Source organism: Ochrobactrum soli, from assembly GCF_003664555.1.
Taxonomy (GTDB): Bacteria; Pseudomonadota; Alphaproteobacteria; order Rhizobiales; family Rhizobiaceae; genus Brucella; species Brucella teleogrylli.
In genome coordinates this window covers 382,665-407,121 of the sequence record NZ_RCHH01000001.1, presented here as the reverse complement: position 1 = coordinate 407,121, position 24,457 = coordinate 382,665, and the positions used below count along the sequence as shown (strand labels likewise).

Below are 24,457 nucleotides of genomic sequence, written 5' to 3'. Positions count from 1 at the left end.
GAATAGTGTGCGTGAAAAACACCAAAAAATGGTCAAATGAGCGTCGAGAAAAGTGGACACATCAGCGCGTCAACCAGAATCCGGTTGATTGCACTTGGCGCTTGGTGGCATGTCTCCATGACCTTTAAAAAGCAAAGAGGATCGAGCCGTGGATTTGGGCTTGAAAGGTCGCAAGGCAATCGTATGCGCTTCCAGCAAAGGTCTGGGTCGCGCCTGCGCCGAAGCACTGGCCGAGGCAGGATGCGATATCGTGCTGAACGGACGCAGTGAAGAAACTCTTCTTGAGACAGCTGACGCCATTCGCTCGGCTTATAGTGTCAATGTGGTCGCTGTCGCCGCCGATGTTTCGACGCCAGAAGGTCAGAAGGCGTTGCTCGCCGCCTGCCCCAACCCGGATATTCTGGTCAACAATAATGGCGGACCACCCTTCCGCGACTTCCGCCTGCTCGACCGCGAAGCCCTTCTTGAAGGCGTGACGCAGAACATGGTCACCCCGATCGAACTGATCAAGGCGGTCATCGACGGAATGGTTGAGCGCGGCTTTGGCCGCATCGTCAACATCACCTCGACCTCAGTCTATGCGCCTATTCCGGGACTTGATCTTTCATCCGGCGCCCGCGCGGGACTGACGGCCTTTCTGGCCGGCGTTGCCCGTACCGTTGCCGGGGCCAATGTCACCATCAACAATATCCTGCCCGGTGCATTCGACACGGACCGCCTGCGCAAAGGCTTTGCCTTCTCCGCGCAGAAGACCGGCACCACCGCAGAAGCAGAAGCTGCCAAGCGCGCAGCCCGCATCCCTGCGGGACGCATTGGCCAGCCAGAAGAGTTTGGAAAGGCTTGCGCCTTCCTCTGCTCGCAGCATGCAGGCTATATAACGGGCCAGAATCTCGTTATTGACGGCGGCGCTTATCAGAGCGCCTTCTGACACGGCCATTACATTACAGATAAACTCATTCTCCAAAACGGGCCTAATGGGACGTCAGAGTTTGAGCTAAAACCCAAAGTGCCCGACCCACGTGTTTAAAGGCTCGGTGTGCATGTGATTGCACCCTCCACGCGCCGCTGATCATCCCGGCGGTGCGGAAAAATGGAAAGCGATGCGACTATGACCAAGAAAACTCCTTCCACGCCGACGCGTTCGGATTTCGATGAAGCAGCCCTGTTTTTCCATCGATATCCGAAGCCTGGAAAGCTGGAAATCCAGGCAACCAAGCCGCTTGGAAACCAGCGTGACCTTGCGCTCGCTTATTCGCCGGGCGTGGCAGCGCCCTGCCTCGCCATTCAGGAAGACCCTGCCACCGCAGCCGAATATACAGCGCGAGGCAATCTCGTGGCGGTGGTTTCGAACGGCACGGCTGTTCTCGGTCTTGGCAATATCGGCGCGCTCGCATCGAAGCCGGTCATGGAAGGCAAGGCCGTACTGTTCAAGAAGTTCGCCGATATCGACGTTTTTGACATCGAAATCGACGCGCTGGAAATCAACCGCGTTGTCGATGTGGTGTCCGCTCTGGAGCCGACATTCGGCGGCATCAATCTGGAAGACATCAAGGCACCGGAATGTTTCGAAGTTGAAGAACAGCTTCGTGCCAAGATGAATATTCCGGTTTTCCATGACGACCAGCATGGGACGGCGATCATCGTGGCCGCCGCCGTGTTGAACGGTCTGGAACTTGCAGGCAAGCAGATAGCAGACGCCAAGATCGTCACCTCGGGTGCCGGTGCCGCGGCTCTCGCCTGCCTCAATCTTCTCGTCAATCTCGGCGCCAAGCGTGAAAATATCTGGGTCTGCGATCTGGAAGGTGTGGTCTATGAAGGCCGCAACACGCTCATGGACCGCTGGAAAGAAATCTATGCCCAGAAGACCGATGCGCGCACGCTGGCCGATGTCATCGGCGGGGCGGATGTGTTCCTCGGCCTTTCGGCTGCGGGCGTGTTGAAGCCGGAGCTTTTGAACCAGATGGCTGAAAAGCCACTGATCATGGCTCTCGCCAATCCAAAGCCGGAAATCATGCCGGAAGAAGCGCGTGCTGCGCGTGCCGACGCCATGATCTGCACCGGACGGTCCGACTATCCGAATCAGGTCAACAACGTTCTTTGCTTCCCATACATCTTCCGTGGCGCTCTCGATGTCGGCGCAACCGCGATCAATGAAGAGATGAAGCTCGCCGCCGTGCGCGCCATCGCCTCGCTCGCCCGCGAAGAACCTTCCGATGTCGCCGCCAAGGCCTATTCCGGCGACACGCCGACCTTTGGCCCGGATTACATCATTCCCTCGCCTTTCGATCAGCGCCTGATCCTGCGCATCGCCCCGGCTGTTGCCAAGGCTGCGATGGAAACCGGTGTCGCAACGCGCCCCATCGAGGACATGGAAGCCTATCTCGACAGGCTGAACCGCTTCGTGTTCCGCTCCGGCCTCATCATGAAGCCGGTCTTCGCCGCCGCCCGTTCGCAGGACAAGCCCAAGCGCGTTATCTATGCCGATGGTGAAGATGAGCGCGTGCTACGTGCCGCGCAGGTGGTGATCGAAGAACGCATCGCCGCGCCGATCCTTGTCGGTCGTCCGCAGGTCGTCGAAACGCGCCTGCGCCGTTATGGCCTGAAAATCCGTCAGGGCGTCGATTTCGAACTGATCAACCCTGAAGACGATCCACGCTACCGCGACTATGTCGATCTGTACCTGTCCTATACGGGGCGTCAGGGCGTCACGCCGGAAGCGGCCCGCACCATCGTGCGAACCAATTCGACCGCCATTGCGGCGCTCGCCGTGATGCGCGACGAAGCGGATGCAATGATCTGCGGTCTCGAAGGTCGTTTCGAGCGCCATCTGCGCGTTGTGCGCCAGATCATCGGCATTGTGCCGGGTATCCGCGATTACTCCGCGCTCAGCCTCCTGATTTCGCAGCGCGGCGCGCTGTTCCTGACCGACACCTATGTCAATGTCGATCCGAACGCGAATGAAATTGCTGAAATGGCAATTCTCGCCGCCAAGGAAATCGACCGTTTTGGCATTGTCCCGAAGGCTGCTCTGGTTTCGCATTCGAATTTCGGATCGAAGGAAAGCGCCAGCGCGGAAAAGATGCGTCAGGCAGCGGCCATCCTCGCAGAAAAGGCACCGGATCTCGAATCCGACGGCGAAATGCATGGCGACTCGGCGCTGTCTCAGGCGCTGCGCGACCGCGTGTTCCCGAATTCGCGCCTCAAGGGAGAAGCCAATCTTCTGGTTTTCCCGAATCTCGATGCGGCCAATATCACGCTGAACGTGGTGAAGACCGTCACCGATGCGCTGCATGTCGGCCCGATTCTGCTCGGTGCCGCCCGCCCGGCACATATTCTAACACCTTCGGTCACGTCGCGCGGTGTCGTCAACATGACCGCTCTGTCGGTCGTGGAAGCACTGCAGCGCGCTGGCGAAGCACCGGTCCGCAAGGCAAAGATTCGCAAGTAAGCCATCCGCAAAAAGAAACAGCCGGCACAGTATCAACTGCGCCGACTGTTTTTGTTTGCAGGTACGAAAGCTATCAGGGCTTTCGCCTCTGAACCTTATCCGGCCCCATCAGCACTAGAAGGTCGGCCAGTTCGGGTCCGTGGGGTTGGCCCGTCAGTGCCAGACGCAAGGGCATGAAGAGGCCCTTGCCCTTACGTCCCGTTTCCGACTTGATGGCCTCGGTCCAGACTTTCCATGTCTGGTGGTCCCAAGGAGCTGCTGGCAACGAATTAAACGCGATACGAATAAAGTCGCGATCCTCATCGGACAGTTCCGGCGCTTCCGGCAAAACGCCAGTCACGATCTGCCACCAATGCTGCACATCGCCGAAGCGATCCAGATTGCCACGCACAGCGAGCCAGAATGATTCAGCCTTGTCGCCTTCAATACCAAGCGCTGTGAGACGAGGCTTGGCGTCGGCAAAAGACATTTCGTGCAGCAATGCGCGATTAAGCGTGTCCAGTTCCGCTGGATCGAACTTCGCCGACGATTTTGAGATGGAGGCCAGATCAAAACGTTCCGCCAGCGCATCCATGGTCGGTGCAGCGGTGACATTTTCTGACGTGCCGATCAGGATAGCCAGCGAAGCAACCGCCATCGGCTCATAGCCGTTCTCGCGCAGTGACCCGACCGAAAGCGCGCCCGTCCGCTTGGAAAGACCTTCGCCTGTCGTGGTGGTCAGCAGATTATGGTGTCCGAAGACCGGCGGTTCAGCGCCGAGCGCCCGGAAGATTGCGATCTGCACGCCGGTATTCGTCACATGGTCGTCACCACGGATAATATGGCTGACGTCGAGATCGATGTCGTCCACGACCGAAGGCAGCGTATAGAGATAGGTGCCGTCTTCACGCACCAGTACCGGGTCCGACATGGACGCCAGATCGACCACCTGGGCCCCGCGCACCAGATCATCCCAGTGAACTTCGGTGCGCTGCGTTGTGAACGGATCGCTTTCGAAATTCGGCAGCAGAAAGCGCCAATGCGGCTTGCGGCCTTCGGCTTCGAAAGCGGCCTTTTCCGCATCGGTGATTTTCAGCGCCTCGCGGCCATAAACCGGTGGCAGGCGGCGCGCGAGACGCAGCTTGCGGCGACGCTCCAGTTCGTCAGCCGTTTCATAGCAGGCATAAAGCAGCCCTGCTTCCTTCAGCTTTTCCACGGCGCGAGCATAAACATCGAAGCGTTTCGACTGATATTCGACGCGGTCCGGCTTGACGCCAAGCCAGTCCAGATCAACGGCGATCGCCTCAGCATATTCTACACGCGACCGTTCAACATCCGTGTCATCGTAACGCAGGACGAACTTGCCGCCATTCTTTTGGGCATAAAGCCAGTTCGAGAGCGCAGTGCGCGTGTTGCCGATGTGAATGTAACCCGTCGGCGACGGGGCAAAACGAACAGTAACAGTCATTCTATTATCTTTCAGCGGTCGCGGAAGCGGTTCGTTATGGGATAACGGCGATCGCGTCCAAAATTCTTCCTGGTAATCTTAACACCGGGTGCCGATTGTCTGCGTTTGTATTCAGCGAGATAAAGCAGATGTTCGATACGCTGCACGGTCTCAACCGGATGACCGCGCGCAACAATATCGGCATTGCTCATTTCATTCTCGACCAGACATTCCAGAATGTCGTCGAGCACCGGATAAGGCGGCAAGCTGTCCTGATCGGTCTGGTTCTCGCGCAGTTCGGCGGACGGCGCCTTGGAGATGATGTTGTTCGGAATCACCTCACCCGCTGGTCCGAGCGAGCCTTGCGGAACATGGCTGTTGCGCCATTCCGACATCGCATAGACCTGCATCTTGTACACGTCTTTGATCGGATTGAAGCCGCCATTCATGTCGCCATAGAGCGTGGCGTAGCCGACCGACATTTCCGACTTGTTGCCGGTCGTGACGACCATGGAGCCGAACTTGTTCGAAACGGCCATCAGGATGGTGCCGCGCGCGCGGCTTTGCAGGTTTTCTTCAGTGACACCGCTGTCCGTACCGGCAAATAGTGGCTGAAGCGCGCTCATGAAGCCCTCAACCGGCTCGGCAATGGGCACGATATCGTATCGTACGCCAAGGGCCTTGGCGCAGTCGGCTGCATCTTGCAGGGATTCACCTGACGTGTAGCGATACGGCAGCATGATGCAGCGCACACGCTCCGGCCCCAGTGCATCCACGCCCATCGCGGCGCAGATTGCTGAGTCGATACCGCCGGAAAGACCCAGAACGACATCCTTAAAACCGTTCTTGTTCACATAATCACGCAAGCCCAGCACACAGGCGGAATAGTCCGCTTCCAACTCTTCCGGAAGCAAAGCCTTCTCGCCCTCCTCGCACCGCCAGGTGTCTCCGTCGCGATGCCAGATCGTCATGGCGATCTGTTCCGAAAACTGCGGCATTTGCAGGCACGGGAACTTGTTTCCGGGATTGAAAGCGAACGATGCGCCATCGAAAATCAGCTCATCCTGACCACCAACCTGATTGGCGTAAAGCATCGGCAGTTCGGACAGCATCACCTGCTTCAAAACGACCTGATACCGGCGGTCCATCTTGGCGCGGTGATAGGGTGAACCATTCGGCACGAGCAGGAATTCTGCACCGCTTTCGGCAAGCGTTTCGGAAACGCCGAGATCGCCCCAGATATCCTCGCAGATCGGAATACCGATGCGCACGCCACGGAAATTGACTGGTCCCGGCAGCGGACCCGGCTCGAATACGCGCTTTTCATCGAATTCGCCGTAATTCGGCAGATCGACCTTGAACCGCTCAGCAATCACTTCGCCGCCATCCAGCACCATGACCGAATTATGCAAGCCACTCTCGCGGCGCAGAGGGGTTCCGATGATAACGCCCGGCCCACCATCCGCCGTATCGGCTGCAAGGTCTCGGACGGCCTTCTCGCAGGCTTCGACAAAAGATGGTTTCAGCACCAGATCCTCAGGAGGATAACCGGCAATGAACAGCTCTGTGAACAGGATCAGATCGGCTTTCATGTCGGCAGCCTGCACGCGAGCCGCGCGGGCCTTGGCCAGATTTCCGGCAATATCGCCCATGACGGGATTGAGCTGCGCGACTGCAATACGAAGCATAATGAGATTCTCACCAACACTATTTCTGCGCAAGATTTAGCGTGGGAGTGGAGGGGATGCAATGACCGGCACGCCTCCCCTCCGGTGTTTAATCTGCAGATGAAAACGAAATATCCAGAGACCACTTCAATCAGAAGAGTTTTCCTCCAGAAACTTGCGTAACATCAACCAGAAGCTATTTTCTATTCGCAAATGGATTGATGGCTGTCGCGAAGCAACCGACATACCCCCAATCACTTGAACTTTTTGCGCAGTCTTGTCCGCACTTAAACACGTTTTCACCGGAAAGAACACAAGCATTCGCCGATGCAGCACCAAAAGAGAAAACAGAAGCCACAACAACAAAAGACATAATAAACTTACTCATCAGTATTTCTCCGTTTTTAATTTACGTTTTCAGAATACGCAAATTGAAAAATTTCAAAATACCAATAATAATTAAATTACTAGCAAGATATATTTAATTTATAAAAAAGAATATTATAAATTATAAATATATAATAATGCGATATATCCCTAAATCGTTGCAGGGAATAAATCACACCATATCTGCCTTCGGGGATCTGAGGATACAACGTGTATAATCCGCCAAGTTTTCACAACTATCGCAATGATGTGCATTCGGCTGCGACGGTGCAGTATCCGCAGCATTGGCATCAATAAAATAAAGCCCAGCTGAAATTAAGAACACCAAAAACAAAAAAAGATAAATTATTCTCGTCATTTATATCTCCTGGAATCAACCCCAAAGAAGATATCAATTATAGAAATCCGCAAAACCGCAATTATGAACGAACTTTTGCTATTTTATCTATTTCAACTGCCATTATATTTATTTTAATAATAGAAAGACGATATGATTATATAGCCCCATGTGGCCACAACAAATATAATCGCGATCAGCACGGCCAATGAACCACAGTCCTTGGCAATCTGGATTTCCTTATGAAAATCGCGGGACACCGCATCGCATGTCGCCTCTATGCCGGTATTCAGAATTTCGACCATCATCAGAAACAGGATCGAGCCGGTCATCAGCAGGAAGGCCAGCCATGTGGGCGCAAGGAAGAAAGCGACAGGCAAGGAGACCAGAAACAATACCAGTTCCTGTTGCACGGCTTTTTCATTGCCCGCGAGATATTTCAGCGCGCGCATTGAGTTCAGAAAAGCCAGAAAAATGCGCTGCATAAATACCCCCAGAAGCCATGGACACGATTTCGCGCTTTGCCGGAGAATGCTTTAGACAACTCTGCTTCAAAAGCAACAGGGCGGAGATCGAAACCTCCGCCCTGCCCAAATGATTACAATCCAAGAGCCTTTCAGGCGCTTGCGACCTGCTTTTCAGTGCCCGCATCGCGCTCCTTCTTGAGGAGTTCGGCCAGCAGGAACGCCAGTTCCAATGCCTGATCGGCGTTAAGGCGCGGATCGCAATGCGTGTGGTAGCGATCCTGAAGATCGTCTGCGGAGATGGCGCGGGCGCCGCCCGTGCATTCCGTGACGTTCTTGCCGGTCATTTCGACATGAATACCGCCCGGATGCGTGCCTTCGGCGCGATGGATCGCGAAGAAGGATTCTACTTCCTTGAGAATGCGGTCGAACGGACGCGTCTTGTAGCCGCCAGCGGTGATCGTATTGCCATGCATCGGATCGCAGGACCAGACGACCTTGCGGCCTTCCTTTTCGACAGCGCGGATGAGCTGCGGCAGGTGATCGCCCACCTTGTCGTAGCCGAAGCGCGCGATAAGCGTCAAACGGCCAGCTTCGTTTTCCGGGTTGAGCAGGTCGATCAGGCGGATGAGATCATCCGGCTGCAAGGACGGGCCACACTTGAGACCGAGAGGGTTCTTGATACCGCGGCAATATTCGATATGTGCATGGTCGGCCTGGCGCGTGCGATCACCGATCCAGATCATGTGACCAGACGTGCCATACCAGTCGCCCGACGTGGAATCGACGCGGGTGAGCGCTTCTTCATAGCCGAGTAGCAGCGCTTCATGGCTCGTGTAGAAGTCAGTCTCGCGCAGCGAATGGTTGCTGTCAGACGTGATGCCGATAGCGCGCATGAAGTGCATCGTTTCCGAAATGCGCTGCGCCAGAGCCGTGTAACGTTCAGCCTGTGGGCTCTTGCCGACGAAGCCGAGCATCCACTGGTGCACGTTTTCCAGATTGGCATAGCCGCCCTGCGCAAAAGCGCGCAGCAGGTTCAGCGTTGCTGCGGACTGGCGGTAAGCCATGTCCTGGCGCTGCGGATCGGGCGTGCGCGAGGCTGCGTCGAAATCGATACCGTTGATGATGTCGCCACGGTAGGACGGCAGCTCGACGCCATCCTTCGTTTCCATGTCCGTCGAACGCGGCTTGGCGAACTGACCGGCAATACGACCAACCTTCACCACCGGTTTGGAAGCACCGAAGGTGAGGACGACGGCCATTTGCAGGAACACGCGGAAGAAGTCGCGAATATTATCCGCGCCATGTTCAGCGAAGCTTTCGGCGCAATCGCCGCCCTGAAGCAGAAATGCCTTGCCTTCCGCCACAGCGGCCAGCTGCTGCTTAAGCTTGCGCGCCTCGCCTGCAAAAACCAAAGGCGGATAGGTGCGAAGACGGGCCTCAACGTCGGTCAGAGCCTGTGCGTCCGGATAAAACGGCACTTGCTTGATCGGTTTGTTTCTCCAGGAATGCGGGGTCCAGTTCTTCGTCATTAGAGCACCTGTTTTGCGTTATCCGCTCGATAATCCTCGGATTATATCCTCCTTACACGAAAGCCGGAATTCCAATCATGCAGCCTGCACCTGAAGAAGATGCCAGCCACATGTCTAATCCCGGCGTGCGTGGGTCGCGCTGATATAATGCACGCGCGGGTTTTATACCAGCAATAATCGTTAATGATATTCTCCTGCGGCGAAAGGGTCAGCCTTCGACCTTTTCGCCATTTACGACGCGATAACTTGGCTTGTACATCGTGACCAGTTCTTCGGCGGCGGTCGGATGCACGGCCATGGTGCGGTCGAAATCATCCTTGGTCGCGCCAGCCTTCAGCGAAATCCCCAGAAGCTGCCCCATTTCACCGGCATCCGGTCCCATAATATGGGTGCCCAGGACGCGGCGGCTTTTGGCATCGACGACGATCTTCATCAGCATCTTTTCGTTGCGGCCCGAAAGCGTGTTCTTCATCGGACGGAACAAGGCGCGATAGACTTCGACTTCCGGATATTTCTTCGCTGCCTCTTCCTCGGTCAAACCGACAGTGCCAATTTCGGGCTGGGAAAAGACAGCCGTTGCGATCAATTCATGATCGGGCTTGGTCGGATTGTCCTTGAAAACTGTTTCAAGGAAGCACATTGCCTCGTGAATGGCCACAGGCGTCAGCTGCACGCGGTTGGTGACATCGCCGACCGCCCAGATATTGGCGGTGCTGGTGCGCGAATAGTCATCCACTTCCACGGCGCCGAGCTTGTCCAACTTCACGCCAGCGGTTTCAAGGCCGAGTCCTTCCGTGTTGGGCATGCGGCCAAGCGCCAGCATCGCCTGCCCGGCTTCGAGTGTCTCGCCATTCGACAGGGCAATGGACAACAGGCCGTTTGCCTGCTTCGTAACCTTCTCGAAAACCGCCTCACAAATGATGCGAATACCCTTGGCTTCCATGGTTTCATGCAGCAAATGGCGAACATCGCCGTCGAAACCGTTCAGGACTTCCTTGCCGCGATAGACAAGTGTGGTTTCCACGCCGAGACCATGGAAGATATTGGCGAATTCGACCGCGATATAGCCACCGCCCGCGATGACAATTGCCTTTGGCAATTCATCCAGATGAAAAGCCTCGTTCGAGCTGATGCAAAGCTCATGGCCGGGCAGAGCCGCGTGCGGGTTCGGACGTCCACCGGTGGCGATCAGAATATGTTCAGCAGTAACGCGTCGTCCATCAGCCTTCAGCTCGACCGTATGTTCATCGACGAGCACGGCGCGACTTGCAAAAATCTCGACCTTCGAATTTTCAAGCCCCTTGCGGTAGAGCCCTTCCAGACGGTCGATTTCCTTGTCCTTGGCAGCGATCAGCTTCTTCCAGTCAAAGCTGCTTTCGCCCACCCTCCAGCCGTAACCGGCGGCGTCCTCGAAATGTTCGGGAAACTGCGAGGCATAGACAAACAGCTTTTTCGGTACACAGCCGCGAATGACGCAGGTGCCGCCCATGCGATATTCCTCGGCCAGACCGACCTTCTTCCCCATGGCGCCCGCCAGTCGGCCTGCGCGCACACCACCGGAACCGCCACCGATAACAAAAAGGTCGTAGTCATACCCGGCCATGGGGAATCTCCTTCAGAATTACTGACGATGATATGTAGGCAAAAGAAAAAGCCCGGCCAAGTCGCCGGGCTTTCAAATTATTTGATCTGAGCCGTGATTTACTGCTGTGCAGGCTGCTGCGTCTGCTGGCCAGCTGCCGCACCGGCCTGAGCGGCCAGAACTTCTGCAACATCGCGAGCGAGGTCACGGGCAACACCATTTTGCCAGACATTGGCGGCCTTCACGACTTCACGGGTCACAATCGGGCCTTCCGACAGAAGCTTCTTGCCAGCTGGCGAGGTGTAGAAGGTCGAGATCGCCTTCAGTTCCTCTTCCGAAAACGCCTTTGCGTAAGCGCGTGCGGATTCGGTTTCGAGGTCCGAACGGCGGGCAGCGAGAGCCAGAGCCTTTTCATCGACGGTCTTGGTGATCAGACCTTCGAGATTGGGGTCCTTCTGGATCAGCTCGCCCTTGAGCGCGCGGGCTGCGTTCGGCAGAATCTCGTCGAACTGCTCGGTCGCGTGGATCGCGGAGATCGCTTCGCGGGCAGCCTGCAGATGGGCATCAGTGATTTCCTGCGCCGAAGCCGCATGAACGCCGGCCATCAGGGCGAATACGGAAAGCGGTGCAATCAGACGACGAAAGCCAGTTGCCGGGATCATATGCTCAATACTCCGTTCAATCAGTTCAACACCAGTAATAGCACTGGCAGTTCAAGACCGGTTCAGGGTTCGGATGCCGTCGGTGCCTGCAATTACTGCCGCACGCGCCAGCCCGATGAAAAGTCCATGCTCGACGACGCCGGGAATGGCGAAGAGAGCGTCAGATAGTGTCTTTGGCTCGGGAATGCGGCCAAAAGATGCATCGACGATGTAGTGTCCACCATCCGTTACAAAAGGCGAACCATCTTTTAAGCGCAGGTTCAGCGGGCCTGCAAGGCCGCATTTCGCGGCTGCCGCCTCGATTGCGCGCATCGTGGCGCCAAGACCGAAGCGGTTGACCTCGATGGGCAGCGGAAAACGACCCAGGGTTTCCACAACTTTCGATTGGTCGGCAATGACGATCATGGCGTCCGAGGCTGCGGCCACGATCTTTTCGCGCAACAGCGCGCCGCCGCCGCCCTTAATGAGCGACAGTTCGGAATCGACTTCGTCCGCGCCGTCAATGGTCAGATCGAGATGCGGAGTTTCTTCCAGCGTCGTCAGCGGAACGCCCAGTTCCTGACACAGGCTGGCGGTGCGTTCAGAGGTCGGCACGCCGACGATCTTGAAGCCGCCCTGCACTTTTTCGGCCAGCAGACGCACGAATTCTTCTGCCGTGGAGCCCGTGCCGATGCCAAGACGCATACCATCCTTGACATGCGTCAGCGCCTCGGCTGCGGCGGCGATCTTCAGCTTGCGTGCTTCGTCCATGAAAGAAATCCTAGCATATCCTCCGGGTTGAACCGGCGGATTCTCGTCCCAATTCGGTTCGCGTCTAGCATGCGCAGGCATGACAACAAAGCATCTATTTAAATATGACGCAGAATTTCACATCTGCGCGACCGGACTACCTGCCCTTGAGCCGTTGCACGCTATCGGTTACGTATGCCTGACGTCATCTATCCGAAAGAGACATTATGTCCGTTGCCAGTGCCAAGCCCATCATCGTTTTCGATCTCGACGGCACACTCGTCGATACCGCGCCGGACCTTCTCGACAGCCTCAATCACTGCCTGTCCATTTCCGGTCTCAAGGCCGCCGATCGGGCAGCGTTGCGCCGGTTTGTCGGTCAGGGCGGACGCACCATGATCGAACGCGCTTTCGCGGCGCAGCAGACGCAGATCGATGACACGCGCCTCGACCAGTTGGTGGAAGAGTTTCGCGAGCATTATGCGGACAACATGCCCGGACATTCCGTGTTCTTCCCCGGGGTACTGGAAGCGCTCGACCGCTTTCAGGCGCATGGCTTCGAGCTGGCTGTCTGCACGAACAAGTTCGAATCTCTTTCGGTCAAGCTGTTGACGTCAATGGGCGAAGCCGCGCGCTTTGCCGCGATCTGTGGGGCGGACACTTTCGCCTGGCGCAAGCCGGACCCGCGCCATCTGACCGACACCATTGCGCGCGCTGGCGGCAATCGTGATCGCGCGCTGATGGTCGGCGACAGCCGCACGGATATCGACACGGCCAAGGCGGCGGGTATCCCGGTAGTAGCCGTCGATTTCGGTTATACTGACCTTCCGGTCCAGCATTACGAACCGAGCCGGGTGATTTCGCATTATGACGAATTCACCCTCGAAATGGCCGAGCAGCTGATCGACGCGGTTGCAGACCCCGTCTGAAAGGATCGAGAACGGTGAAAAATACAGTTTCTCAGTTTGTTACGCTGGCTTTTTCAACCGCTATGGCATCAGGCGCTTTCGCTCAGGAAAAATCCGCGCCCGGCCTTCCGGGCGTTGAACCGCAAAAGCCTCTCGTCTCGGCGCCACCGCCCGCCCCGGAGCCGGATGGAACGCCAGCAGGCAGCTGGAAGAATTTTCGGGTCGGCAATACCGATGTGTCTGTCTCGGGCGATATCATTATTGATGTCGGCACCGGCAGAGGCGGCTCCCGTCACCGATAATCCTTAGCTTCGCGCTGAAACTGCCAATGCGGACCAGACGGCGGGCAGCAGGTCGGGCAAGTCTTCAGCGATCAATCCGTGACCGAAGCGCCGTCCCGCATCGGCATGAACCCAGACTGCCGCGCAGGCCGCCTCAAGAGGCGGCATCCCCTGCGCCAGCAGACCGGCCACAATGCCTGCCAGAACATCGCCGGAACCGGCGGTCGCCAAAAACGGCGTTCCATTTGCATTGATCGCGGCGCGACCATCCGGGGCGGCGATGACCGTATCCGGCCCCTTATAGATCACCACCGCATTGGCAAGGGTAGCCGCCTTACGGGCCTTATCGAGCTTTGACGCATCATCCTTGGCCACATCCGGGAAGAGCCGACGGAATTCTCCCTCATGCGGCGTCAAAACAAGCGCTGTCGCCGCGCCTTTTCGCGCCTCAAACAATTCTCGCGGATTCTTTTCGAATGCCGTTATGCCATCCGCATCAAGCACCAGCCCATTGAGCGCCGGAAATGCCGATGCCGAGCGCCCGCCCAGCATCAGGGCATGCTCGCGTGCGAATGCTGCGTTTCCGTAACCGGGGCCGAGCACAGCCGCCGCGACTTTTCGATCTGCGATGAACTCCCGTACATCGCTGGCACTGCGGGTTTCGCGCACCATGATGCTGGTGACATGCGCCGCATTGATTGGCACGGCATCCGGTGGCGACAATAGCGTTACGGCTCCCGCGCCGCTTCTGGCCGCAGCCAGTGCCGACAGCCGCGCTGCGCCCGTCGCGTGCATGCCACCAGAAAAGACGGCGACATGTCCGCGGCTATATTTATGCGCATTGACGTTCAAGGCAGGCAAGCTATCCACCCATAAAGCGGGAGCATTTTCGTGCGCCTGCGGGCGGATCGTGTCCAGCACACGGTCTGGAATGCCGATATCCGCCACATGCAGAACGCCGCATAAGGCCCTGCCCGGCTGCAGCAAATGGCCGGGTTTCTTGCGGAAAAATGTGACGGTTGCCCGCGCTTTGACCGCCGCGCCCAGGAGTTGCCCGCTGGCGCCCGACACGCCGCTTGGCAGATCGACGGCGATAACCGGAATGTCTGATGCGTTGATCGCGTCGATGGCCACGGCTTCGGCCCCATGAACCTCACGCGTCAGTCCTGCACCGTAAATGGCATCGATGACACCGGAAAAACTGGCGGGCGAAAATTCGTTGATGCTGCGCACCTCGCCCTTGTGAAACAGCGAGGCACGAAGCGCGTCGCTGCCTTTTCGCGGCGGCGCGACGCTGAAGCACACGACCTCGAAACCCGCTTCCAGAAGATATTGCGCTGCGACATAACCGTCACCGCCATTATTGCCCGGTCCGCATAAAACCGCGACCGGCCCTTTGTCGGCGAACATGCGTTGTGCGACTTCCGCCACCGCCCGCCCCGCCGCCAGCATCAGCGAAAAGCCGTCACGCACCCCGTTATCCATGGTCCAGCGGTCCGCGGCTGCCATTTCATCGGGGTTTAGCAATTCCAACATCGCGCACCTGTTTCGTAAGACGGATTTCGCGGTGATTAAACACGCGGCAGAGCGCTTTGTGCAAGAGAGCCTATATTTGTCGCAAATTGATTACTTTTTAATCATACATTCAATATCAGGATAGCTCTTCCACACCCCAACGATAGGCACCTCCTTGCAAAGGTGCCGCCTTTAGTGCCACTCTGCTAAGGAAATGGAAGAGAAGAGAAAATTTTGCCTAGTTTTTTCAAACTGGCACGCTTCATGCTTCTCCAACAGTGAAACGGGCACAACGCTCATTTCTGAAGAAAAGCGGAGACCATTCTCTGATGAAAAAGATCGAAGCCATCATTAAGCCCTTCAAACTCGATGAAGTGAAGGAAGCCCTTCAGGAAGTCGGCTTGCAAGGCATCACTGTCATCGAAGCCAAGGGCTTTGGACGACAGAAAGGTCATACCGAGCTTTACCGCGGTGCCGAATACGTCGTCGACTTTCTTCCCAAGGTGAAAGTCGAAGTCATTGTAGCGGATGAAACCGTGGACAACGCGATTGAAGCCATCCGCAAGGCAGCCCAGACGGGTCGCATCGGCGACGGCAAGATTTTCGTCTCCAACATTGAAGAAGTCATTCGTATCCGCACCGGTGAATCCGGCGTCGATGCCATCTGATTAACACCTGCATACCTCTCCTTCGTCGTGCAAACAGGGAATTAAAATGACGACCGCCAACGATATTCTGAAACAGATCAAAGACAACGACATCAAGTTTGTCGACCTTCGCTTCACCGACCCGAAGGGCAAGCTCCAGCACGTTACGATGGATATCGGCCTCGTTGACGAAGAAATGTTCGTTGACGGCGTCATGTTTGACGGCTCCTCGATCGCCGGCTGGAAGGCCATCAACGAATCCGACATGGTTCTGATGCCTGATCCGGCGACGGCCCATATCGACCCGTTCTTCGCCCAGTCCACGCTGGTCATTCTTTGCGACATTCTCGAGCCGATCTCGGGCGAGGCTTACAGCCGCGATCCGCGCACGACCGCAAAGAAGGCAGAAGCCTACATGAAGTCGCTCGGTATCGGCGACACGGTCTATGTCGGCCCGGAAGCTGAATTCTTCGTCTTCGACGACGTCAAGTACAAGGCAGATCCGTACAATACCGGATTCAAGCTCGATTCCACCGAACTGCCGTCCAACGACGACACCGACTATGAAACCGGCAATCTCGGCCACCGTCCGCGCGTCAAGGGCGGCTATTTCCCGGTTCCGCCGATCGACAGCTGCCAGGACATGCGTTCCGAAATGCTCACCGTTCTGACGGAAATGGGCGTAACAGTTGAAAAGCATCACCACGAAGTGGCATCGGCCCAGCACGAACTCGGCGTCAAGTTTGACTCGCTCGTTCGCAACGCCGACAAGATGCAGATCTACAAGTATGTCGTGCATCAGGTTGCCAATGCCTATGGCAAGACCGCTACCTTCATGCCAAAGCCGATTTTCGGCGACAACGGCTCGGGCATGCACGTTCACTTCTCGATCTGGAAAGACGGCAAGCCGACCTTTGCTGGCAATGAATATGCTGGTCTGTCGGAAAACTGCCTGTTCTTCATCGGCGGCGTCATCAAGCATGCCAAGGCTGTGAACGCATTCACCAACCCGTCGACCAATTCGTACAAGCGTCTGGTTCCGGGCTATGAAGCTCCGGTTCTGCTGGCCTACTCGGCACGCAACCGTTCGGCTTCCTGCCGTATTCCTTTCGGCTCTTCGCCGAAGTCGAAGCGTCTTGAAGTCCGCTTCCCGGACCCGGCTGCCAATCCGTATCTCTGCTTCGCAGCGCTGCTGATGGCTGGCCTCGACGGCATCAAGAACAAGATCCATCCGGGCCAGGCCATGGACAAGGATCTGTATGACCTGCCGGCAAAGGAACTGAAGAAGATCCCGACCGTTTGCGGCTCGCTTCGTGAAGCGCTCCAGTCGCTCGACAAGGATCGCGAATTCCTCAAGGCCGGTGGCGTGTTCACCGACGACCAGATCGACTCGTTCATCGAACTGAAGATGGCCGAAGTGATGCGTTACGAAATGACCCCGCATCCGGTCGAATTCGACATGTACTACTCGGTCTAATAACGGAGATGCGGGAGCGCTTGCGCTCCCGCCATTCCATGAGTTACCGAGGGGAACGACGCGTTTTTAAAAACGCGCAAAAGAAAACCCGGCTTTATGGCCGGGTTTTCTTTTTGTAATCAATGCTTTGGATAAACTATTTGAGAAATAGTTTCAGTTGGCTCAAAGCGCCTTGAGTACCCGCGCTGCGATCATCATTTCGACCGCGCGCGCCTTGCGCCGTGCAGCCGCTTCCGCGTCTTCGCCCCACTGTTCGGTCGTCCAGTCTTCGTCGATATGCGCCAGTGCCCAGCCGTCTTCGGCGGATACTTCGCCCTTGGCGATGGCCAGCGCGATGATGGCCGAACCGGTTAGCGTCGTCATCGTATGGAGCGAAGCAAGCGCAATCGGGTCGGTGAATGCGGACAGATGAATGCCAAATGCCGTAATCGCCTCACGCGACTGCTCCACATGCATCACGCCTTCGGCAAGCGTAAAGCGCGCGCCCAGCGTTTCCGCCCAGTCGATCAGCGGGTCCCACCGCGCCGTCTGGCGCGACACCAGTTCCTGTGGCGCGTCGGCGCGATAGCAGAGCAAATCCGTGCCTGCGAAACGCAATATGTCTTCAAGCACCGCCTGCGGGTCCTGCGCGATGCCGTCAATGGCCGTGTTCACAAGGCGCGTTGCGGGCATTTTACCCGGATCGATAACCTTTTCCTGCGCACGGAATTCTTCAGCAACGATCTCTGCCGCCGAAGCCGTCGGAAGCATGAGGAGACTGCGCGCTGGTGTCTTTACCGGGCGACCGTCGAGATGAACGGCAAAACCACCTTCCACTTCAGCGACTTCCACCTGCTCATAGAACCGCTTCGGCAGTTGCGCCTGCATCAGCTTCTGCGCTCGTATGATGGGATTCTCGTCGGAAAGCTGCTTTCCGGCTTCAAGATCGCTCAAAGTATCACGCATGGGGTCTTTCCAACTTTTAAAAGTGCATCCATTGCTTTCAGCAGCGGATGAAGGTCGTGCGGCGTAGCCAATATGTGGTGCGCACCGGCTTCGACGAGCGCATGCCGGTCATGATAACCCCATGACACGCCCGCCGCCATGGCTCCTGCCGAGCGCGCCATCTGCATATCGTAAATCGCATCGCCGATAACAATGGTTCGGTCGGGTTCTATCCCCATTTCCGCGCAGGATTCAAGCACCATCGCCGGATGGGGTTTGGACGGGCAGTCGTCCGCCGTGCGAATGACCAGAAAATGCTTGCCGATGCCATGGCGTTCGAACACCGCATGGACGCCGCGACGCGATTTGCCCGTGACGATCCCCAACAAAAGATCGTCCCGCTCGCCGAGTTCGGTCAGAAGCGGCAGAATGCCGTCATAGAGCGGCTCCGAGAAATCCGGCGCCTGCCGCAGTCGCACGAAATTATCCTTGTAGCGCTGCGTCAACCAATTGACCTGTTCATCAGGCTCGCGGCCCAGCAATCGCGCAATGGCCAACGGAAGCGACAGACCGATGATGGAATGCGTCTGGGCTTGTTCCGGTGGCGTCAATCCCGCATCGGCAAAGCTCTCTGCCATGCAGCGATGGATGAAGTCACCGCTATCGACCAAAGTGCCGTCGCAATCGAAAAGAACAAGTTTCATCGTGCTGCTGCCGCCTTTGCCGGTCGATTGATGATTATCAAGCCAAGGCCGATCAGGATCAAGGCTGCGAATATCTTCAAGCTCAAGGCCTCGCCGAGCACGATTCCGCTCAGCAACACGCCAAAAGCGGGCGTGAGAAAGGCAAAGTTGGAAAGCTTCGACGCCGGATAGCGATTCACCATCCAGAACCAGAGCGGATAGGTGAATGCGACCACAAAGAAGGACTGAAACAGCAGCGAGATTACCGAAAGAACATTCGGATCGCGCACGAGTGGGCCGGCAAGGCCGATAAACGGTAGCGGCACCAACGTGGCGACGACCAGCTGATACAGCAGGATTTTCTCAGGAACGGCATAAGCGAGTTTGCTGCGCTTGATGACCAGCGTGGTCAGCCCCCAGAGAATGCCCGAAACAAGCGCCAGCAAATCGCCATAGAACGCATAGGGCCCCGGTCGGCTGACATGATCAGAAAACACCACAAACACACCCAGAAACGCCACGCACATGCCGATGAACGCCCGGATCGACATGCGCTCGCCGAGCAGGAAATGGCTGCCGATCGCCACCCAGAACGGCATGACATTCATCATCAGTGTCACGCGACTGACGCTGGTGAGGTCCATCGCGAGAAAAATCAGCACAAACTCGGTGCCAAACAACAGCCCCGCAAGAATGCCCGGCAGCAGGGTTCCATCATTTCTGAACAGCGGAATGCGCCGCCAGAAACACCAGAAAAACACGCACATGCCGCCCAAAGCGGAACGCCCGGCGGCCATCAGCATCGGATTGAAACCCTGATTGCCGATCTTCACGGCAACCTGATTAAGCCCCCAGCTGAACATGATGAAGATGACCAACGCCACGGCCAGCCCATCGAAAGAAGCCCGGCCCGGCGCCAGCGCTTCAACTTTCCCCTGCCCCATTTTCGCACCGAAATCGTCAGTTTGACTTTATTGGTTAATCTTCCGCACTGTCCTCATCGAAACCAAGCAGGTTCCACGACTGAACCATGTGCGGCGGCAGCGGCGCGGTCACATCAATGATCCCGCCCGATGGGTTGGGGATGCGGATGCGGCGCGCATGCAGATGCAGGCGCTTCTGGATGCCGCCGGGAAACTCCCAGTTCTGGTCGGCTTCGAAATATTTCGGATCGCCGATGATCGGATGACCGATATAGGCGGCGTGAACGCGCAGTTGGTGCGTGCGGCCCGTATAGGGCTCCATTTCCAGCCATGTCAGATTGTTGCCAACCTTTTCGATGATGCGATAATAGGAAACTGCGTGATCGGAATCCGGTTCGCCATGCTGGCAAACGCGCATCTTGTCGCCATCGGGCGTCTGTTCCTTGACCAGCCAGGTCGAAATCTTGTCTTCACGCTTGCGCGGTACACCCTTCACCAACGCCCAGTAGGTTTTTTTGGTATCACGTTCGCGGAAAGCGGCGGTCAGAGCCTGCGCCGCGCCGCGCGTGCGCGCCACCACAAGCACGCCCGATGTATCGCGGTCGATGCGATGAACAAGACGCGGCTTTTCGCCCTTCTTGTTGCGCCACGCTTCCAGCATACCGTCAACGTGACGGGTCAGTCCTGAACCGCCCTGCACGGCGAGACCCGCTGGCTTGTTGAAGACAAACACCTTCGGATCTTCATAAATCAGCATCTGCGAGAGAACGTCGCCGTCCTGCTGGCTGCGGATGGTACGCGCTGTGACTGGGCCAGTTGCCTTTTCATCGACACCGAGCGGCGGGATGCGAACCATCTGGTTCGCCTGAAGGCGCGTATCGGCCTTGGCGCGACCGCCATCGACACGAACCTGACCTGAACGCAGCAATTTTTGCAGATGGCCGAAGCCCAGCCCAGGAAAGTGAACCTTGAACCAGCGATCGAGGCGCATGCCCGCTTCGCTTGTATCCACAATCTTCTGTTCGACGCCTGCCATGAGAAACCCGATCAATATCTTTCTGCCACGCGCAATCGGCGTGTCTGAGTGTTATTCCTGTCAATAGACGTGAGTTTCCACGATTGCTAGTGCTCTGATGCCGACATTTGATTTCCGCCATCCTCAGAGCGGATTTTGACGCCGAATTCGAATGCGTGGCGTAGAATTCCATAAAACTTGAATCTGCAAGCTTTAAGTTTAGTTTTCGCTCATATTGGCGCGAAATCCGCTGAATCTTCACACTCAGTTACATACGTTTTTAATTTATGGCCGGTTTTGACACCCCATAGCCACTTCTTGCAGTCATAGAATATTGATACAAAGGCGGGGCTATACCATGTAGCCCCGTAAATAGAACGAGCGGGAGTGCGAAAGTGTCATTGCTCAAAATATACTGGCGAGCCATGGAATATCTTGCGGTCGAGAAAGCCGCAACGATATCGATGTGTGTCGCGAGTGTCCTTGTTGCCCTTGTAACGCTGGCCGAGCCTATCCTTTTCGGTAAGGTCATTCAGGCCATTTCCGACAAGGGAGATATCTTCTCCCCGCTGTCGATGTGGGCAGCGCTTGGCGTTTTCAACATCATCGCAGCCGTTTTCGTGGCGCGTGGTGCGGATAGGCTCGCGCATCGCCGCCGTCTCGGCGTAATGATCGACTCCTATGAGCGCCTGATCACCATGCCGCTTGCCTGGCATCAGAAGCGCGGCACGTCGAATGCCCTGCACACGCTGATCCGCGCGACGGACTCGCTCTTCACGCTCTGGCTCGAATTCATGCGTCAGCACCTGACCACGGTTGTGGCGCTGGCGACGCTTATTCCGGTTGCCATGAACATGGATATGCGCATGTCGCTCGTCCTGATCGTGCTCGGCGTCATTTATGTCATGATCGGCCAACTGGTCATGCGCAAGACCAAGGACGGCCAGATGGCCGTTGAGAAGCATCATCACAAGCTTTTCGAACATGTCAGCGATACAATCAGCAATGTTTCGGTCGTGCAGAGCTATAACCGCATTGCCTCTGAAACGCAGGCGCTGCGCGACTATGCCCGCAATCTGGAAAAGGCACAGTTTCCGGTTCTCAACTGGTGGGCACTTGCCAGCGGTCTGAACCGGATGGCTTCAACCTTCTCCATGGTGGTCGTGCTGGTTCTCGGTGCCTATTTCGTGACCAAGGGTCAGATGCGCGTTGGCGACGTGATTGCCTTTATCGGCTTCGCACAGCTGATGATCGGCCGTCTCGACCAGATCAGCGCCTTCATCAACCAGACTGTGACGGCACGCGCCAAGCTCGAAGAATTCTTCGAAATGGAAGATGCAACTGCCGACCGTCAGGAGCCGCAGGACGTCGCCGATCTGGAAAACGTCAAGGGCGACATCGTCTTCGACAATGTCACCTTCGAGTTCCCGAATTCGGGTCAGGGCGTCTATGATGTTTCCTTCGAGGTGAAGCCCGGCCAGACGGTGGCCATCGTCGGCCCGACCGGTGCAGGCAAGACCACGCTGATCAATATCCTTCAGCGCGTGTTCGATCCGGCTGCTGGTCGTGTGCTGATCGACGGCGTCGATACGCGCACTGTCAGCCGCCGCTCGCTGCGCCATGCGATTGCCACTGTGTTTCAGGATGCCGGTCTCTTCAATCGTACCGTGGAGGAAAATATCCGCGTCGGTCGTGAAGATGCCACGCATGAAGACGTCCATGCCGCAGCCAAGGCTGCCGCCGCGCACGACTTCGTTCTTGCCAAGGCAAACGGTTACGACACGGTTGTCGGCGAGCGCGGCTCGCAGCTTTCGGGCGGCGAACGCCAGCGTCTGGCGATTGCACGCGCCATCCTGAAGGATTCGCCGATCCTCGTGCTCGACGAAGCGACAAGCGCGCTCGACGTCGAGACCGAAGAAAAGGTGAAGCAGGCTGTGGACGATCTGAGCCAGAACCGCACAACCTTCATCATCGCGCACCGTCTTTCGACGGTACGCTCAGCGGATCAGGTTCTGTTCATGGACAAGGGCCATCTGGTCGAACGCGGCAGCTTCGATGAGCTTGCAGCCCGCGGCGGTCGTTTCTCCGATCTGCTCCGCGCCGGTGGTCTTGCTCTGGAAGACAAGCAGGCCAAGCCCGCAGAAGGCAGTAATGTGATGCCTTTCCCGGCCCGTGCCTGATCGCTGATGACAGCAAACACGAAAAAGCCCGGCAGAGATGCCGGGCTTTTTCGTTTTAGAGCGGGATTTCAAACCGGAGTCCATCATATCCGGGCTCAACATTCTCAGGCGTTTCACGCAACACCGTCTCATAATCCAGCGGCACATGCATGTGTGTGAGGATTGCCCGCCTGGGCGCGAATAGTTCGATCCATTCCAGCGCCTGTTCAAGCGAGAAATGGCTCGGATGCGGGCGATATTGCAAGGCACCAAGGATCAGCACATCGGCGTGGCGGATATGGCGCAGGCTCTCATCCGGGAACGCGCTGACATCCGTGCAATAGACAACATTGCCGATGCGGAAGCCGAGCGACTCGATATCGCCGTGGATCTGCCGGAACGGCTCGAACCGGATCTCACCACCCGCGCCGTCGATGGTGAAGGGTGTTTCGGCTGCAATATCATGCATGCTCAGGATCGGCGGATAGCTTGAGCCCGCCGGCGTCTCAAAACAATAGCCAAAGGCGTCGTAGAGCCGGTTACGCGTGAAGCGGTTGGCATAGACATCCATCAGCCGCCGATTATCCACCACATAGGTGCGCAGATCGTCGATCCCGTGAATGTGGTCGGCATGCGGATGGGTATAGACCGCCGCATCGAGCGCGTGCACGCTGGCATTGATCATCTGCGTGCGAAAATCCGGCCCCGTATCGATCACCACCGTGGTGTGGTTGCCGCTCTCATTAAAACGCTCAACCAGCAGCGAGGTACGCGTGCGACGGTTTTTCGGGTTTTGCGGATCGCATTTCCCCCAATCGCCATTGACGCGCGGCACGCCGGGCGACGAACCGCAGCCCAGAATCGTAAATCGCAGGCAATTTCGGGGAGAAGTCACGCTCAAACTTCCTCTGAAGGCCGGGGCATCTTGGAGAAGAGCCTGAACACGTTGTCGCTCGTGATGCGGGCGACTTCTTCATTGCTCACGCCAATCGTCTCGGCCAGCATGGCAGCGGTGTGCTGCACGAAAGACGGTTCGTTGCGCTTGCCACGATGCGGCAGCGGCGCAAGGAACGGCGCATCCGTTTCCACCAGCAGACGGTCACGCGGAACGATGGTCGCAATTTCGCGGATTTCCGGCGAGTTCTTGAAAGTCAGAATGCCGGAAAACGAAACATAGCCGCCCAGTTCAACACCTTTTTCCGCCAGTGCGCGACCGGACGAGAAACAATGGAGAATGAAGGGAAACGCGCCCTTGGCGGTTTCTTGCTCCAGAATTTCGGCCATGTCGTCATCGGCGCTGCGCGCATGGATGACCAGCGGCAGTTGCGTGCGGCGCGCGGCTTCGATGTGGACGAGAAACCCCTGGCGCTGCGCTTCCGGCGGAGCGTAGTCGTAATGATAATCGAGACCCGCCTCGCCTATGGCGACAACTTTCGGGTGTTCCGCGAGGCGCACCAGATCGTCAGCCGTAATGTCCAGTTCTTCATGCGCATTGTTCGGATGGGTGCCGACCGAGCAGTAGACGGACTCGTAAGATTCAGCGATGGCGCGGATCGTATCGAATTTACGCACCCGTGTGGAGATCGTCACCATGCGCTTGATCCCGGCGTCGAGCGCGCGCTGCACAACAGCATCGCGCTCCGGCTCGAAATCGGCAAAATCCAGGTGACAATGGCTATCGACAAGCATCA

The 24,457-nt window shown here is 57.0% G+C and carries 23 protein-coding genes; 7 read left to right on the top strand and 16 right to left on the bottom strand.

All coding sequences use genetic code 11. The features are described from left to right. The first annotated feature begins 148 nt into the window (after positions 1 to 148). A complete protein-coding gene (locus D8666_RS01975) occupies positions 149 to 928 on the top strand; it encodes an SDR family oxidoreductase (RefSeq protein WP_121536097.1) in 780 nt (259 codons plus the stop codon). Positions 929 to 1,108: 180 nt separating this feature from the next. Further along, positions 1,109 to 3,448: an NADP-dependent malic enzyme gene (locus D8666_RS01970; RefSeq protein WP_109370218.1), complete on the top strand. Its 2,340-nt coding sequence runs from the start codon at positions 1,109 to 1,111 to the stop codon at positions 3,446 to 3,448. Positions 3,449 to 3,521: 73 nt separating this feature from the next. Here the strand turns inward: D8666_RS01970 and gltX are convergent, their stop codons facing one another. The 9 genes from gltX to rpiA form a co-directional block, all read right to left on the bottom strand. Next, positions 3,522 to 4,895: a glutamate--tRNA ligase gene (gltX, locus tag D8666_RS01965; protein ID WP_121536095.1), complete on the bottom strand. Its 1,374-nt coding sequence runs from the start codon at positions 4,893 to 4,895 to the stop codon at positions 3,522 to 3,524. Between the two features lie 11 nt (positions 4,896 to 4,906). Continuing rightward, the gene (locus tag D8666_RS01960) at positions 4,907 to 6,562 is read right to left on the bottom strand and encodes an NAD+ synthase (protein ID WP_109368920.1); all 1,656 of its coding nucleotides are present in this window, start codon (positions 6,560 to 6,562) and stop codon (positions 4,907 to 4,909) included. Between the two features lie 175 nt (positions 6,563 to 6,737). Then, positions 6,738 to 6,929 (bottom strand): hypothetical protein, encoded by a 192-nt coding sequence (locus tag D8666_RS23930; protein ID WP_147437983.1) that lies wholly within the window; start codon positions 6,927 to 6,929, stop codon positions 6,738 to 6,740. A gap of 171 nt (positions 6,930 to 7,100) precedes the next feature. Next, a complete protein-coding gene (locus D8666_RS23925; protein WP_147437982.1) occupies positions 7,101 to 7,286 on the bottom strand; it encodes a hypothetical protein in 186 nt (61 codons plus the stop codon). 113 nt (positions 7,287 to 7,399) lie between these two features. After that, positions 7,400 to 7,750 (bottom strand): diacylglycerol kinase, encoded by a 351-nt coding sequence (locus D8666_RS01955; protein WP_109368919.1) that lies wholly within the window; start codon positions 7,748 to 7,750, stop codon positions 7,400 to 7,402. A gap of 131 nt (positions 7,751 to 7,881) precedes the next feature. Further along, a complete protein-coding gene (locus D8666_RS01950) occupies positions 7,882 to 9,261 on the bottom strand; it encodes a class II 3-deoxy-7-phosphoheptulonate synthase (protein ID WP_109368918.1) in 1,380 nt (459 codons plus the stop codon). A 208-nt stretch (positions 9,262 to 9,469) separates the two neighbouring features. Continuing rightward, entirely contained in the window at positions 9,470 to 10,864 is a 1,395-nt protein-coding gene (gene gor / locus D8666_RS01945; protein WP_121536093.1) for a glutathione-disulfide reductase, read from the bottom strand. Between the two features lie 98 nt (positions 10,865 to 10,962). After that, the gene (locus tag D8666_RS01940; protein WP_109368916.1) at positions 10,963 to 11,505 is read right to left on the bottom strand and encodes a DUF2059 domain-containing protein; all 543 of its coding nucleotides are present in this window, start codon (positions 11,503 to 11,505) and stop codon (positions 10,963 to 10,965) included. A gap of 51 nt (positions 11,506 to 11,556) precedes the next feature. Then, complete coding sequence (gene rpiA / locus D8666_RS01935; RefSeq protein ID WP_109368915.1) at positions 11,557 to 12,255, bottom strand: ribose-5-phosphate isomerase RpiA; 699 nt, start codon at positions 12,253 to 12,255, stop codon at positions 11,557 to 11,559. 206 nt (positions 12,256 to 12,461) lie between these two features. Here rpiA and D8666_RS01930 point away from each other — a divergent pair, with 206 nt between their 5' ends. Together D8666_RS01930 and D8666_RS01925 are read left to right on the top strand one after the other, a co-directional pair. Next, positions 12,462 to 13,163 (top strand): HAD family hydrolase, encoded by a 702-nt coding sequence (locus D8666_RS01930; protein ID WP_109368914.1) that lies wholly within the window; start codon positions 12,462 to 12,464, stop codon positions 13,161 to 13,163. A 62-nt stretch (positions 13,164 to 13,225) separates the two neighbouring features. Next, a complete protein-coding gene (locus D8666_RS01925; protein WP_109370217.1) occupies positions 13,226 to 13,444 on the top strand; it encodes a hypothetical protein in 219 nt (72 codons plus the stop codon). Between the two features lie 3 nt (positions 13,445 to 13,447). On the opposite strand, the gene D8666_RS01920 is transcribed toward D8666_RS01925, so the two are convergent. Further along, positions 13,448 to 14,959 carry an NAD(P)H-hydrate dehydratase gene (locus D8666_RS01920; RefSeq protein WP_121536090.1) on the bottom strand — a complete coding sequence of 504 codons (1,512 nt, stop codon included), beginning with the start codon at positions 14,957 to 14,959 and terminating at the stop codon, positions 13,448 to 13,450. Positions 14,960 to 15,267: 308 nt separating this feature from the next. On the opposite strand from D8666_RS01920, the gene D8666_RS01915 reads away from it, so the two are divergent. After that, positions 15,268 to 15,606, top strand: coding sequence for a P-II family nitrogen regulator (locus D8666_RS01915; RefSeq protein WP_078338549.1), 339 nt, complete (start codon positions 15,268 to 15,270; stop codon positions 15,604 to 15,606). A gap of 46 nt (positions 15,607 to 15,652) precedes the next feature. Further along, positions 15,653 to 17,062: a type I glutamate--ammonia ligase gene (gene glnA / locus D8666_RS01910; RefSeq protein WP_109368912.1), complete on the top strand. Its 1,410-nt coding sequence runs from the start codon at positions 15,653 to 15,655 to the stop codon at positions 17,060 to 17,062. A 162-nt stretch (positions 17,063 to 17,224) separates the two neighbouring features. On the opposite strand, the gene D8666_RS01905 is transcribed toward glnA, so the two are convergent. Genes D8666_RS01905 through D8666_RS01890 form a run of 4 tightly spaced genes read right to left on the bottom strand, consistent with a single transcriptional unit; the run spans position 17,225 to position 20,628 of the window. Further along, entirely contained in the window at positions 17,225 to 18,007 is a 783-nt protein-coding gene (locus D8666_RS01905; RefSeq protein ID WP_121536087.1) for an ATP12 family chaperone protein, read from the bottom strand. Beyond that, positions 17,992 to 18,690 carry an HAD-IA family hydrolase gene (locus D8666_RS01900; RefSeq protein ID WP_121536084.1) on the bottom strand — a complete coding sequence of 233 codons (699 nt, stop codon included), beginning with the start codon at positions 18,688 to 18,690 and terminating at the stop codon, positions 17,992 to 17,994. Before D8666_RS01900 ends, D8666_RS01905 begins: the two co-directional genes overlap by 16 nt. Then, on the bottom strand, positions 18,687 to 19,613 hold the full coding sequence (locus D8666_RS01895) for a DMT family transporter (RefSeq protein ID WP_121536081.1): 927 nt from the start codon (positions 19,611 to 19,613) through the stop codon (positions 18,687 to 18,689). The genes D8666_RS01900 and D8666_RS01895 overlap by 4 nt, the downstream gene beginning before the upstream one ends. A gap of 34 nt (positions 19,614 to 19,647) precedes the next feature. Next, positions 19,648 to 20,628 carry an RluA family pseudouridine synthase gene (locus tag D8666_RS01890; RefSeq protein WP_121536300.1) on the bottom strand — a complete coding sequence of 327 codons (981 nt, stop codon included), beginning with the start codon at positions 20,626 to 20,628 and terminating at the stop codon, positions 19,648 to 19,650. Positions 20,629 to 21,002: 374 nt separating this feature from the next. Between D8666_RS01890 and D8666_RS01885 the strand changes: the two genes are divergently transcribed. Next, a complete protein-coding gene (locus D8666_RS01885; RefSeq protein ID WP_121536078.1) occupies positions 21,003 to 22,787 on the top strand; it encodes a glucan ABC transporter ATP-binding protein/ permease in 1,785 nt (594 codons plus the stop codon). A gap of 55 nt (positions 22,788 to 22,842) precedes the next feature. On the opposite strand, the gene D8666_RS01880 is transcribed toward D8666_RS01885, so the two are convergent. Then, positions 22,843 to 23,661 carry an MBL fold metallo-hydrolase gene (locus D8666_RS01880; protein WP_109368907.1) on the bottom strand — a complete coding sequence of 273 codons (819 nt, stop codon included), beginning with the start codon at positions 23,659 to 23,661 and terminating at the stop codon, positions 22,843 to 22,845. A gap of 2 nt (positions 23,662 to 23,663) precedes the next feature. After that, a complete protein-coding gene (locus tag D8666_RS01875; RefSeq protein ID WP_109370215.1) occupies positions 23,664 to 24,455 on the bottom strand; it encodes a TatD family hydrolase in 792 nt (263 codons plus the stop codon). Positions 24,456 to 24,457: the final 2 nt, after the last annotated feature.

Bases quoted from the DNA above. Each gene is read 5' to 3' on its own strand.
- D8666_RS01970 (WP_109370218.1), top strand. From the start codon at position 1,109: ATGACCAAGAAAACTCCTTCCACGCCGACGCGTTCGGATTTCGATGAA.
- gltX (WP_121536095.1), bottom strand. From the start codon at position 4,895: ATGACTGTTACTGTTCGTTTTGCCCCGTCGCCGACGGGTTACATTCAC.
- D8666_RS01960 (WP_109368920.1), bottom strand. From the start codon at position 6,562: ATGCTTCGTATTGCAGTCGCGCAGCTCAATCCCGTCATGGGCGATATT.
- D8666_RS23930 (WP_147437983.1), bottom strand. From the start codon at position 6,929: ATGAGTAAGTTTATTATGTCTTTTGTTGTTGTGGCTTCTGTTTTCTCT.
- D8666_RS23925 (WP_147437982.1), bottom strand. From the start codon at position 7,286: ATGACGAGAATAATTTATCTTTTTTTGTTTTTGGTGTTCTTAATTTCA.
- D8666_RS01955 (WP_109368919.1), bottom strand. From the start codon at position 7,750: ATGCAGCGCATTTTTCTGGCTTTTCTGAACTCAATGCGCGCGCTGAAA.
- D8666_RS01950 (WP_109368918.1), bottom strand. From the start codon at position 9,261: ATGACGAAGAACTGGACCCCGCATTCCTGGAGAAACAAACCGATCAAG.
- gor (WP_121536093.1), bottom strand. From the start codon at position 10,864: ATGGCCGGGTATGACTACGACCTTTTTGTTATCGGTGGCGGTTCCGGT.
- D8666_RS01940 (WP_109368916.1), bottom strand. From the start codon at position 11,505: ATGATCCCGGCAACTGGCTTTCGTCGTCTGATTGCACCGCTTTCCGTA.
- rpiA (WP_109368915.1), bottom strand. From the start codon at position 12,255: ATGGACGAAGCACGCAAGCTGAAGATCGCCGCCGCAGCCGAGGCGCTG.
- D8666_RS01930 (WP_109368914.1), top strand. From the start codon at position 12,462: ATGTCCGTTGCCAGTGCCAAGCCCATCATCGTTTTCGATCTCGACGGC.
- D8666_RS01925 (WP_109370217.1), top strand. From the start codon at position 13,226: ATGGCATCAGGCGCTTTCGCTCAGGAAAAATCCGCGCCCGGCCTTCCG.
- D8666_RS01920 (WP_121536090.1), bottom strand. From the start codon at position 14,959: ATGTTGGAATTGCTAAACCCCGATGAAATGGCAGCCGCGGACCGCTGG.
- D8666_RS01915 (WP_078338549.1), top strand. From the start codon at position 15,268: ATGAAAAAGATCGAAGCCATCATTAAGCCCTTCAAACTCGATGAAGTG.
- glnA (WP_109368912.1), top strand. From the start codon at position 15,653: ATGACGACCGCCAACGATATTCTGAAACAGATCAAAGACAACGACATC.
- D8666_RS01905 (WP_121536087.1), bottom strand. From the start codon at position 18,007: ATGCGTGATACTTTGAGCGATCTTGAAGCCGGAAAGCAGCTTTCCGAC.
- D8666_RS01900 (WP_121536084.1), bottom strand. From the start codon at position 18,690: ATGAAACTTGTTCTTTTCGATTGCGACGGCACTTTGGTCGATAGCGGT.
- D8666_RS01895 (WP_121536081.1), bottom strand. From the start codon at position 19,613: ATGGGGCAGGGGAAAGTTGAAGCGCTGGCGCCGGGCCGGGCTTCTTTC.
- D8666_RS01890 (WP_121536300.1), bottom strand. From the start codon at position 20,628: ATGGCAGGCGTCGAACAGAAGATTGTGGATACAAGCGAAGCGGGCATG.
- D8666_RS01875 (WP_109370215.1), bottom strand. From the start codon at position 24,455: ATGCTTGTCGATAGCCATTGTCACCTGGATTTTGCCGATTTCGAGCCG.